Here is an 11,749-nt window from a genome sequence, read left to right as displayed (position 1 = left end):
ATGCAAAAAGACAATATTTTATTTATATTTACAGATCAGTGGAGAGCTGATTGTGTTGGATTCCATGGAAATAAGATAGTGAAAACTCCTAATTTGGACAACCTTGCACAGTATAGCGTTGATTTTACAAATAGCTATACGGTTTGTCCATTATGTACACCAGCAAGAGGAAGTATTATGACGGGATTGTATCCACATCAAAGTGGTGTTATAGATAATTGTGATGTGGGAGGTTCAAGACAGGAATATCTTCCAAATTCAGCATTTACTTGGTTAGATGCAATGAAGGATACTGGGAGAAGAGTTGGATATTTTGGAAAGTGGCATCTTGGGTTAGATTGGCAGTCAACAGACAAGGGAGTTGAGTTTGATATTTGCAGGATTGAAAGTGACAGAGTAAAACATGAAACAAGAATTCCACAGCCACCAGTTACAGAGAGAGGACAATTAAAAGCAGATGAGGATTTAAGAAAATCAAAAGTTTCAGATGATGAATATTTACCATTTTATAAAAAATTAGATTCTATTGAAGAAAGATATGAATATAAAGTTATACAAAAAGCTTTAGATTATCTTGAAAAAAATAAAAATGAGCCGTGGTGTCTGACAGCCTCATTAGTAGGTCCACATTTTCCAAATTCTAATCCAGAGCCATTTTATAGTATGTATGACGATGTAGATATTCCGTTGCCAGAAAGTATAAATGATAATTTCTTAAATAAACCATGGTATCAGACGAGAAAATGGTGGCCAAGTATTGATACAGAATATTTTGATGAAAAAGAGTGGAAAAAAACAATTCGTGCATATTATGGTTCTATTACGATGATGGACTATTTTATAGGACAGATATTAGAAAAAGCAAAGGAATGTTCAGGGGGAAGACCAACAAGAGTGATTTTTACATCAGATCATGGAGAAATGTTGGGAAATCATGGAAAATTTGATAAGCATGCGTATTGCTACGAAGATGTTATTCGTACGCCTTTATTATTTTGCAAAGATTTGAATAACTGCGAGAATGGAACTAAATGTGATACTTATTGTAATACACTTGATATTGCACAGACTTTTTTTGATTTCGCAGGAACTTCCTGTGAGAATGGAACAAGCTTAGATAAAATATGTAAAAAACAAATAAGTGAATCGGAAGAACAGGAAATCTACAGCAACTATTATAAATATAATGGTCATAGTTTTGAAATTCGAATGATAAAAAAAGGACGTTATAAATATAGTTTTATTCCACAGGATATTGATGAATTATACGATTTGCAAAACGATCCATATGAAATGAAAAATCTTTCTGATGATTTTTATTATCAGGGGATTAAAGAGGAATTAAGAAAAAAAGTATTTAAACATATGGAAGAAACAGATGATTATTTACTAGAAATACTAGAAAAGCTTCCAGAAGCAGGAACGGTTGGAAAACCAGAATATCCAAAATTAAAATTAGATTATAGTAAATGAATAAAATAGCACATAAGGAATATAAGGAGAATGAAATGAGAAACTATAGAAAATTTGATTTTGCTAGCCTTCGTAATAGTAGATTGCAAAATGGTTTTTGGGGTCATCGAACAGAAAACTACATGGAAATAATAAACAGTATGTTAGAGGCTTTATTAGATGAAGAAAATTCTGCGCGACTTTTGAATTTTGAAATCGGGGCAGGCGTAAGAGAAGGACAGTGGAAGGGAGCATTTTGGTCGGATGGAGATTGCTATAAGTTCTTAGAAGGCTGTTTATATGTATATCAGAATACAAATGATCCTAAGGTACTGGAAATTGTTGAAAAATATACAAAATTAATTCCTTTAAATCAGGAGAAGGATGGATATTTAAATACACAGGTAACACTTACAGATATTGGTCGATGGACTGATATGGAGCATCATGAGTTATATAATGCGGGTCATTTCTTTACACTTGCTGCTGCTCATTATGATATTACGGGACAGGATTATTTAATAAAAACAGCGAGAAAATTTTCGGATTATCTATATGGCGTATTCCATACATATCCAAAGGAGCTTGCAAATTTTGGATTTAATCCAAGTCAGATAATGGGATTATATGATTTGTATCGTGTGACAGAAAATCCAAAGGATATTGAATTGGCTGAAATATTTGTAAATATGAGAGGCAGTAGTGGGAACGGTACAGATCAAAACCAGACAAGAACATTACTTAGAGAAGAAACAAAGGCAGTTGGTCATGCAGTTACATCTACCTATTTGTATAGCGGATCAATTGATGTTTATTCTGAAACAGGTGAAAAAGCTTTATTAGAAGCAAATAAGCGAATTTGGAATGATTTAATATCAAAACGAATTTATATTACGGGTGGGGTTTGCCCAACATTTATTGGTTTTTCTGAAAATGGAGACCGTACATATGAGGCTCATGGTACAGAATATGAACTTCCAAATAAAATTGCATATAATGAATCCTGTGCTAATATAGGTGCAGCTATGTGGGCAATGCGAATGCTTGAAACAACAGAAGATACACAGTATGGTGATTGGGCAGAACAGATTATGTATAATGCCGGAATTTCGGGATCTAACCTATCCTTAACAAGATATTTTTATTCGAATCCATTGTCATATAGAAAAGAGAAACAAATACCATTTGTAGTTAATGATGAAAAAGAATTGAATATACAATATAAGCATAAGTCTTCTAGAAGATGGCATACATTTGATTGTTGGTGTTGCCCACCACAATTATTCCGAACGATGGCGGGAATCGGAAGATGGGTATATGGACAAAATGAAGATACAATTTATGTGAATTTATTTACCAAATGTAATTATGTTACAGAAGATACTGAAATTGTAATGACAACAAAATATCCTTGGGAAGATACAATAGTTTTAGATATTTGTAAGGCACAGCAACAGAAAGTAAAGATTCGTATTCCTGCATGGTGTAAAAATCCAAGTGTAAATGGCGAAAGTGTTGAGCCGGGATATTATGAAACCATTGTTTCTACAGGTGATAGTATTATCGTAAAATTGCCAATGAAAGCTGTGTTTATGCAAGCAAATCCAAATGTCGAGCAAGATAGAGGAATGCTCGCAGTAAAAAGGGGACCTGTAATTTTTTGCGCAGAGGGAATTGACAACGAATATAAGTTGGATGAATTGTATATAAATCCATCAGGCGAAGTAAAAGAAAAATATGATGAAAAATTACTTGATGGAGTGGTATTGTTAGAAGTTCCAGGAAAATATCGTAAACAGCAAGAGCAGTTATATTACGAATATCAATTTGCAGAGAGTGATACAACAATAAAAATGATTCCATACTATGCGTGGGCTAATCGTGAAGAATCAGATATGAGTATTTGGTTTCCTATGGTTTAATGAAAATATATAATTATGAAAAGATATGTTGCAGTTTATGTAGCATATCTTTTTTATGTTATAGCATTTGTTACAAAAAAGAGTGCGTTAATATATAAAAAAAGACAATTGATAACATGTAACATGTATGATATCATATAAATAAAAAATATTCATAACATGTATCAAGAATAAATGTTATAAAGAAAAAATTAATTGAAAAGAGGTAGTGTAAATGATTATTAAAAATTTGATTACACATGTCATTAGCGCACCATTAGAACAGCCATTTTACTTTTCGCAGGGGTATGTATATCGTAGAAGCTCTGTAATTGTAGAGGTTATTGGAGAAGATGGAACAAGTGGTTTTGGTGAATGCATGTGCCATGGACAGCAAAGTCCATTTTTAGCTTCTAGCTTTGTAGAAAATTGTTATAAAGAGGAGGTAATAGGAAAAGATAGTTTAGATGTAGAGGTAATATGGGAAACACTATACAATAAAGCAAGACCTTTTGGACAACAGGGAATTGCAATGAATGCTTTAAGTGGAATAGATATTGCTCTATGGGATTTAAATGGAAAACAGCTAAAACAACCGATTAGCAGATTGATTGGTGGTCGATTCAGAGAAAAATTAGCTGCATATGCAACTGGCTTTTATCGTTTAGATGGGAAAAAATATCCAGAAACATCTGTAGAAGATGCGCTTAAATTTAAAGAAGAAGGCTTTACAGCAATGAAGCTAAAGGTTGGTTTTACACCAGAAAAGGATATTGAATATATTCGGTCTATACGTAAAGCAGTCGGACCTGATGTTCGCTTGATGGTTGATTTTAATGCATGCTATTCACAAGCAGTTGCAAGAAGAATAATTTTAGAACTTGTTCCAGAAAACATTTACTTTTATGAAGAAATATTAACTCCAGAGGATATGGAAGGATACAAGGCATTAAGAAATTTAACTGCATCCTATATGGCAGCAGGAGAAGAAATTTTCGGAAAAATAGAAATTAATAATTGGTTAAAAAATGGAGCTTTAGATATTTATCAGCCAGATGTTTCATCCGCAGGTGGTATAACGGAATGTAAAAAAATGGCTGCAATTGCACAGGCATATAATACTGCTATTATGCCACATGCATGGGGATCAGGCGTGTCACTTGCCGCTTCATTACAGTTTATATCTTCTTTACCATATACTCCAATGAGTTTTTGTCCTTCAGAATTATTCCTTGAATTTGATAGATCAAGTCATCCTTTCCGTAAGGAATTGATTAATGATGGGATTCGATATGAGAACGGATATATTTATGTTCCAGATGCCCCAGGTCTTGGAATTGAAGTAGATCGCGATATTTTAGAAAAATATAAGGTTGTCAAATAAATTCGGAAAAGATAAAGAAGGAGTGTATTGGTATGAAAAAAGAAGTAATTGAGTTAATTCAAAAAGAAAAGATTATTGCAATTGTAAGAGGGGTTGATGCAGAACATATTTTGCCAACAGCAGAAGCTCTTTATAAAGGTGGAATTCATTTAATGGAAATTGCTTTTGATCAAAGGGATCCAAAGGGTGTTACAAAGAATGCTGAATTAATTCAACTGGTTGCAGAAAACATGGAAGATAAAATATGTGCTGGAGCTGGTACTGTTATGACAATTGAGCAATGTGAAGCAGCATATAAAGCTGGAGCAAAGTATTTTATTTCACCTAATGTAAATTTTGATGTAATTAAAAAAGCTAACGAATTGGGTATTGTTTCTATCCCAGGTGCATTAACACCTTCTGAAGCTGCAGATGCGTATAATTGCGGGGCAGATTTTGTAAAGTTGTTTCCAGCAGGGGATTTGGGTATTAACTATATTAAATCTTTATCTGCACCATTAAATCATATTCCATTTCTTGCGGTTGGAGGAGTTTCTGCTTCAAATGTGGGAGATTTTATGAAGATAGGAGTTTGTGGTGTTGGAGTAGGTGGAAGTTTAGTTGATCGTAAAGCTATTTACAGTGGTGATTACGATATAATTACCAAAACAGCCAAAGAGTTTGTGAAAAATATACAAAAAGTGACTATATAACATGGTAATAATGGCAATTGATAACACGTATGATATGCGATAACATACATATAAACAAGAAAGTAAATACGGTTTAGAAAAGAGAGGGTAATGATGAAAGGAGAAAGAAGAGAACTAACGCCACAAATGAAGAAAAGAAGAAGAAAAATGATATGCCCCTTGTCAAGTAGACAGGTGAAATATCTAAAGTTAAGCGGCAAAAATACCTACATTTCACTTTGGAGTGTAGGTATTTTTTATGCACACCATTTCTTTTTATATTTTTCAATTCGTTTGTTTTCTGGAATAGGATATTCTACTGGTATGTCTGATTTCAGCGCCTCTTGACGTACTTCTAAGGGTGTTTTACAACAATACCTATCCTGTGGACGTTCTTCACTATAAAATCTTATATAATCCTTTATCGCAAATCTTAATGAGGATTCATCTGTTATTTCATACATCTGATACATTTCCGCTTTGATAATTCCCCAGAAACCTTCTGTTGGTCCATTATCAATACAATGTCCAACCCGTGACATGGATTGCCTCATTTCTTGTTTTTCAAGTTTCTTTTTAAACATTTGACTGGTATACTGGAATCCGCGATCTGAATGAAAAATCGGTTTTGCACAGGGATTCAACGCAATTGCCTTATCAAAGGTTTTAAATACTAATTTATTATCATTTCTGGCACTGACAATATATGAGACAGGAAATCTGTCATACAGATCTATAATGGCACTTAAATACAGCTTCTTTTTTTCCCCCGGCACTTTAAATTCGGTCACATCAGTAGCCCATTTTTGATTGGGGGCAGTTGCGTAAAAATCTCTTTGTAGTATATTTTCTGCTGTTTCATCTGCATTGGTATTCCTATATTTTTTCTTCTTTTTTCGTATAACGGAATGAATTTCCAGTTTTTTCATAATCCTGTGAACTCTATTTTTGCTGTACTTTGTTTGATTAAAATGATTGATCCAGGAAGTCATTCTCCGATATCCTAAGATATGGTTAAAGCGTTCATCATACTCCTTAATGAGCTCTGCAAGTTTGATATTTTCCATTTCACCTTCAGGTGTTTCACGGTGTAGCCATTTATAATAAGCAGCTCTTGCGATCTCCAAATGTTTACACATCCATTCAATACTCCAGTTTTTCTCTGTATGAAAATATTTTATCGCAAGATATTTTGATTCATGACGCACCTTGCCCAGTCTCACATCCTTTCGAATTCTTTCACTTTTTTTAACAATTCAACAACCATATCCTTTTCTTCCAACTGACGCTTTAGTCGTAAGTTTTCACGTCTTAAACGTTCTAATTCATCTACTTCATCATCTGTTTTACGTTGACCGCGTCTGTCTGTTAATCCGGTTTCTCCATCAACATCATATTTCTTTACCCAATAATAGACCTGACTGTAAGAAACATCGAATTTTGCAGCTGTATTCTTATAGTCACGATTATGGTTGATGCAATAGTCAACGATTTCTTTGCGTTCCTCAAGTGTTGTTTTTCTTCGTGCCTCTGCCATATAGACCTCCTGTTTTGGATTATAATCCTTGAATTCTCTATTGGCATTATACACCTTAATCCAACTTCTTAAAACAGAACGACTAGATATTGCATATTTAGCGATGATATCATCAACGGTTCCTTCTCCATTTAGAACTGCTTCTACGCATTGGAGTTTAAATTCCTTTGAATAAGTTCTATTTCTATTCGTTGGATGACAGAATGCAGATATCCCATGAATTCGATATTCATTAATCCATCCTTTTAGTGTTGAATACCCTATACTGTATTTATCAGCAAGGAACTGAACAGAACCCATACCATCCAGATATTCCTGCGATACTTTAGCTCTAAATTCAGGTGAATGTTTTGATTTTGGCATGAAAAATACCTCCAAAGCAACAGATTTTTATATTTAATCTGTCTACTTTAGAGGTATCATATCAAAAAGAATATTATCGGTTTTACATTTATTTTACCATCACTAATAGGATTTATTCTTTTTATGGCGTATCCATTAATATGCAAATTACGCTCAAACGGAATGCCAGTTCCGCTACTGCGGAACTGCTATTCCATTTTTTACGGTACGAAGTACCGCTAGATGATATCATTCTGTTTCACGCATATTTATACCGTTCATTTCCAGACGATATGTATGATGTTTATCTGTGATTCGTGTAAGGCACGCATCAGCGTAGGTATTATCAGCAAACATATCAAACCATGTACTGACTGGAAACTGTGAGATGACTACAGTTGATTTTCTTCCATCCCTGGTGTCAAGGACTTCAAAAAGATCCCGGCATTTATCAAGATCGAGATCCATAAGGCCAAAATCATCGATTACAAGAAGATCCAGCTTGGTCAGCTTATTCAGGTAATCCAGATTTGTGGATTTGATACGTGTCTGTTCCATTTCGCTCATAAGAGTGTTCGCTTTTATATACTTTACACTCTTAGACTGCTTCATTGCAGTTACACAAAAAGCATTGATTAGATAAGTTTTTCCACTGGCGGAAGATCCTGTTACAATGAGATTCTTTCCTTCCTCTATCCAATGGCAGGTACTCAGTCGCTCTATTGTCTGGGTATCAAGCTGACGTTCTGGACGGTAAATAGTTTCGTCAAGATCCGCCGCTGGGTATCGCAGATGCGCTTCTTTCATCAGACGATTAAAACGTTTATCTGCTCGCGCCTGCCACTCTGCATCAACCATTGCTGTCATGCGTTCCATAAAAGTGTTCAGATCTGCATTGGGATCTTTCAACTGTTCTTCCAGGATATGTGCCATTTCTGGAACACGGAAACTCTTCAGACGCATGATCAGAGCCTGCTCCTGAGGTGTTAATGTAATGTCATGGGATGAACTCATTTGTATGCCTCCTTTCCACGGATGTTTGTATGGGAAGGAAGTTTTCCGGTTCCGTTTATAGCGCTGCTGGAATGATTATTCTGAACCATGCTAAGTACTTTCTTGAAATAAGAATACTTGCAGGCATTGGCTTCTACGCATTTCTCAGCAGCCTCCTGAACCAGCCTGTGAGGAACATCTTTACAGGAATGGAGTACACCGGCACAGCTGTTGTATGCCTGTTCCTCATGCTTGGAACTGCGGAGTATCCTGTCAATAAGAGTTACCATAGATTCTCCATAAACAGATGCCCATCGTCTGTAATAAGCTCCGTCATGTGCATTCACTTCTTTGTAATATAGGTGTTCTGGAGGCATATGACTGTCATCTGTAATGTAAAGAGGAAAATCACGGTAAGATCTTGGATGGCGGCAGATCAGCCGGTTATACTCATCACAGATCCGTATCTCCGTCATTGTAGCCTTAAGAATTGCAGGCTTCCCTTTATAGGTATACAATACAGAATAGTAGTGGGCATCATACTCAAGATGGTAATTATCTGGAACTTTAAGAAAGTATTTATAATCACAAAGTGTATAACTTTCGCCTGGAAGCTGGTTCATACGCGGTTTGTCGTACTTTTCGAATCCATTCATGCGGGATTTCCGAATGTCAGATTTTTTCTGGAAAGGACGCTGGTTGATGTCTGCTACGATCTTTTTGACCGCAGCATTCAGAGCTTCCAGAGAAGTATAAGTATCTTTCTTTAATTCTTCTACCAGATGCGTCTCCAAGAAACGCACATGATTTTCAACTGTTGGTTTACCTTTCGGTTTCCTTGGTGGTGACGGCAGAATAATCGTATCATAAAAAGTTTCCAGATCTGAAAAAGCTGACTGCAGCACAAGTTCATCTTTACTATGCCTGGTAACAGCTGTTCTCAGATTGTCCGGGACAAGATATTTAGGAACTGCCCCATAATAAGACAGTGCATGTACTGTGCCGGTAATAAAATGTGGAAGTTTTTCATCCGGAAAGATCTCTGCATAAACAAGGCTGCTAAAACCAAGTGTAGTTGTAAAAATGTGAACTTTCCGAAGTTCGCCAGTTGTTGTATCCAATAGCAGTTCCGGCTGGTCACCTACCCAGTCAATATACATCTTTTCACCAGGGATCCGTTCCACAGGCATAGATGTTTTTGAAGTACCATAAGTATCTACCATAAAATCACGATACAGCTTATAAAACTGAGCAAGCTGGTAACCGTTAGGATGCTCTTTTTTATAATCAATCCATAGAAAACTCAAGTCAGCATGTTTTCCCATTTGGATCATCTGCTCATGTATTTTTTCAAAATCAGGCAGTGGAATATCCTTATGTCGAAGGTTTTCTTTTGGATAGATGAGATCAACCACCTTTGAGGCTGGCATTTGTCGAAGATCATCCAATGATAAGCCTGAATCCTTGTAGCGGTTCATGATCAATGCAATCCCGCTCCGTCCGATCCGGTAACGTTTTTGTACAGAGTCATAACTGACTTTACTGAGCCGAAGTTCTATGACTCCAAGAATAGTATTGTAGTCGTGCATAATAGTTCCTCCTTTGCACTGTGATGAATAATAGTTACATCACAATAATAAAGGAAAAACGTACCGTTTTGAGCAGAAAACGCGTACCGCTAAATCAGAATGAATGTACCGCCGATTTCAGAATAGGCGTACCGTTCGAGCAGAATTTGCACATTAATATATTCATTAGTAATTAGTATGATGGATTATAACATGTTTAAAGGCTTTTCCGGTTCGACATTTTGTGGCTTACAAAATTATATAGATGCCTTTCATAATGAATATTTTCAGGTTGGCTTGAAAAATAATATACTTCTGATGTTAGTTGCAGTTCCAATATTATTGATTTTATCAATTATAATTGCTACGTTATTAAATCAAAAAATTTTTGCAAGAGGTGCTTTGAGAGCTGCGTTTTTTATGCCATATGTAACAACGATAACTGCTGCAGCTTTAGTATTCTCCGCATTATTTCAACCAAGTTTTGGACCTATTAATGAATTGCTTAGAACACTTGGAATACAGAATGTTCCAGGTTGGACTGGAGATATAAAATGGGCACTTCCTTCAATTGGTATTTTTTGGATTTGGAAAAATATCGGATATTGTGTAGTTATTTATTTAGCTGGACTTCAAGGAATTTCTCCATCCTATTATGAAGCTGCTTCTGTAGATGGAGCTACAAAATTAAAACAGTTCTTTTATATTACTTTACCATTGGTTTCACCTACAACATTCTTCTTACTTATTACTTCAATAATTCAGTCATTCCAAATATTTGCAGAAGTTCAGGTGTTGACAGAAGGTGGACCAGGAAATGCATCAACAACAATTGTATATCATATGTATGATCAGGCATTTAAGCAGTTCCATATGGGATATGCATCAGCTGTATCTTGGATTTTCTTCTTGCTGATTCTTATTGTTACAATTATTCAGTGGGTAGTTCAGAAAAATTGGGTTGAGTATGTATAGCATGGGGGAAATGAAAAATGAAAAAAAACAAAATTAGTTACACGAAAAAAGAATTGTTCTGGAAAATTTTATTAACAGCAGCTTTACTCTTGATTGCAATTATGATGGTATTTCCGATTGCATGGATGTTGTCAGCTTCGTTTAAACATGAAAATGTTGTATTTAATATTCCAATCGAATGGATTCCAAAACAACCAACATTGAGTAATTTTATAACAGCATTTACGGATTTCCCGTATATTCATTGGTATATGAATACTATTATGGTAACTATAATGGTCGTGATATTAGTACTTACTGTTAGTTCTTTGGCTGGATATGCATTTGCAAAATTAGAGTTTTCTGGAAAAAATATAATTTTTATGTTATTTATTTCAACTATGATGATTCCTGTTCAGGTGCGTATTATACCTCAGTTTGTAATTTTTAAGCATCTTCATTTAATTAATACTTTAGCTAGTGTGTATATGCCATGGATGTTTAACGCATTTTCAATTTTTATGATGAGACAATTTTTTATGTCAATCCCAAATGAGTTAATTGAAGCCGCTCGAATTGATGGAAGTGGGGAATTTAAAACATTTTTTAAGGTTGTAATTCCACTTGCAAAATCACAGCTTTCAGCACTTTTAATCTTAGCATTTACCTGGGGATGGAATGACTATTTTGGACCATTAGTATATATCAGTGATATTAATAAACAGGTGTTATCTGTAGGTATTGCATCATTTAAAGGACAGTATTCAAGTAATTTCGCTGTGCAGATGGCAGGTGCAACATTAGCTTTAATTCCAATCGTAATAGTTTATTTATGTGCACAGAAAAACTTTATTGAAGGTATTGCACTTTCCGGAGTAAAAGGGTAACAAAGAATAGAAATATTCTAAAAAAATATAAGTAGGTAATTGATAAATGATTTTATTGGT

At 35.0% G+C, this 11,749-nt stretch carries 10 protein-coding genes; 6 read left to right on the top strand and 4 right to left on the bottom strand.

The window, feature by feature from the left end:
* The 4 genes from BQ7352_RS04790 (at position 1) to BQ7352_RS04775 (ending at position 5,429) form a co-directional block, all read left to right on the top strand.
* Positions 1-1,473, top strand: coding sequence for a sulfatase-like hydrolase/transferase (locus BQ7352_RS04790; protein WP_072447397.1), 1,473 nt, complete (start codon positions 1-3; stop codon positions 1,471-1,473).
* 35 nt (positions 1,474-1,508) lie between these two features.
* Positions 1,509-3,374 (top strand): glycoside hydrolase family 127 protein, encoded by a 1,866-nt coding sequence (locus BQ7352_RS04785; RefSeq protein WP_072447395.1) that lies wholly within the window; start codon positions 1,509-1,511, stop codon positions 3,372-3,374.
* A 214-nt stretch (positions 3,375-3,588) separates the two neighbouring features.
* Positions 3,589-4,737: a mandelate racemase/muconate lactonizing enzyme family protein gene (locus BQ7352_RS04780; protein ID WP_072447393.1), complete on the top strand. Its 1,149-nt coding sequence runs from the start codon at positions 3,589-3,591 to the stop codon at positions 4,735-4,737.
* Between the two features lie 32 nt (positions 4,738-4,769).
* Positions 4,770-5,429: a bifunctional 4-hydroxy-2-oxoglutarate aldolase/2-dehydro-3-deoxy-phosphogluconate aldolase gene (locus tag BQ7352_RS04775; protein WP_072447391.1), complete on the top strand. Its 660-nt coding sequence runs from the start codon at positions 4,770-4,772 to the stop codon at positions 5,427-5,429.
* Positions 5,430-5,665: 236 nt separating this feature from the next.
* Here the strand turns inward: BQ7352_RS04775 and BQ7352_RS04770 are convergent, their stop codons facing one another.
* The 4 genes from BQ7352_RS04770 to BQ7352_RS04755 all read right to left on the bottom strand — a co-directional run bounded on the left by BQ7352_RS04770 (position 5,666) and on the right by BQ7352_RS04755 (position 9,869).
* Positions 5,666-6,616, bottom strand: a complete 951-nt coding sequence (locus BQ7352_RS04770) for an IS3 family transposase (protein WP_159430630.1) — start codon at positions 6,614-6,616, stop codon at positions 5,666-5,668.
* 11 nt (positions 6,617-6,627) lie between these two features.
* On the bottom strand, positions 6,628-7,308 hold the full coding sequence (locus BQ7352_RS04765) for a helix-turn-helix domain-containing protein (RefSeq protein WP_072447387.1): 681 nt from the start codon (positions 7,306-7,308) through the stop codon (positions 6,628-6,630).
* Between the two features lie 228 nt (positions 7,309-7,536).
* Positions 7,537-8,301 carry an ATP-binding protein gene (locus BQ7352_RS04760; RefSeq protein WP_072447385.1) on the bottom strand — a complete coding sequence of 255 codons (765 nt, stop codon included), beginning with the start codon at positions 8,299-8,301 and terminating at the stop codon, positions 7,537-7,539.
* Positions 8,298-9,869, bottom strand: a complete 1,572-nt coding sequence (locus BQ7352_RS04755; RefSeq protein WP_072447383.1) for a Mu transposase domain-containing protein — start codon at positions 9,867-9,869, stop codon at positions 8,298-8,300. Before BQ7352_RS04755 ends, BQ7352_RS04760 begins: the two co-directional genes overlap by 4 nt.
* A 192-nt stretch (positions 9,870-10,061) precedes the next feature.
* Between BQ7352_RS04755 and BQ7352_RS04750 the strand changes: the two genes are divergently transcribed.
* Together BQ7352_RS04750 and BQ7352_RS04745 are read left to right on the top strand one after the other, a co-directional pair.
* Positions 10,062-10,823, top strand: coding sequence for a carbohydrate ABC transporter permease (locus tag BQ7352_RS04750; RefSeq protein ID WP_200791367.1), 762 nt, complete (start codon positions 10,062-10,064; stop codon positions 10,821-10,823).
* A gap of 17 nt (positions 10,824-10,840) precedes the next feature.
* Positions 10,841-11,689 carry a carbohydrate ABC transporter permease gene (locus BQ7352_RS04745; RefSeq protein ID WP_072447379.1) on the top strand — a complete coding sequence of 283 codons (849 nt, stop codon included), beginning with the start codon at positions 10,841-10,843 and terminating at the stop codon, positions 11,687-11,689.
* Positions 11,690-11,749: the final 60 nt, after the last annotated feature.

It is taken from the genome of Blautia sp. Marseille-P3201T (assembly GCF_900120295.1).
In the GTDB taxonomy this organism is placed as follows: domain Bacteria; phylum Bacillota; class Clostridia; order Lachnospirales; family Lachnospiraceae; genus Blautia.
This window is presented reverse-complemented; position numbering and strand designations above follow the sequence as displayed.

Bases quoted from the DNA above. Each gene is read 5' to 3' on its own strand.
- BQ7352_RS04745 (WP_072447379.1), top strand. From the start codon at position 10,841: ATGAAAAAAAACAAAATTAGTTACACGAAAAAAGAATTGTTCTGGAAA.
- BQ7352_RS04760 (WP_072447385.1), bottom strand. From the start codon at position 8,301: ATGAGTTCATCCCATGACATTACATTAACACCTCAGGAGCAGGCTCTG.
- BQ7352_RS04775 (WP_072447391.1), top strand. From the start codon at position 4,770: ATGAAAAAAGAAGTAATTGAGTTAATTCAAAAAGAAAAGATTATTGCA.
- BQ7352_RS04755 (WP_072447383.1), bottom strand. From the start codon at position 9,869: ATGCACGACTACAATACTATTCTTGGAGTCATAGAACTTCGGCTCAGT.
- BQ7352_RS04750 (WP_200791367.1), top strand. From the start codon at position 10,062: ATGTTTAAAGGCTTTTCCGGTTCGACATTTTGTGGCTTACAAAATTAT.
- BQ7352_RS04765 (WP_072447387.1), bottom strand. From the start codon at position 7,308: ATGCCAAAATCAAAACATTCACCTGAATTTAGAGCTAAAGTATCGCAG.
- BQ7352_RS04790 (WP_072447397.1), top strand. From the start codon at position 1: ATGCAAAAAGACAATATTTTATTTATATTTACAGATCAGTGGAGAGCT.
- BQ7352_RS04780 (WP_072447393.1), top strand. From the start codon at position 3,589: ATGATTATTAAAAATTTGATTACACATGTCATTAGCGCACCATTAGAA.
- BQ7352_RS04785 (WP_072447395.1), top strand. From the start codon at position 1,509: ATGAGAAACTATAGAAAATTTGATTTTGCTAGCCTTCGTAATAGTAGA.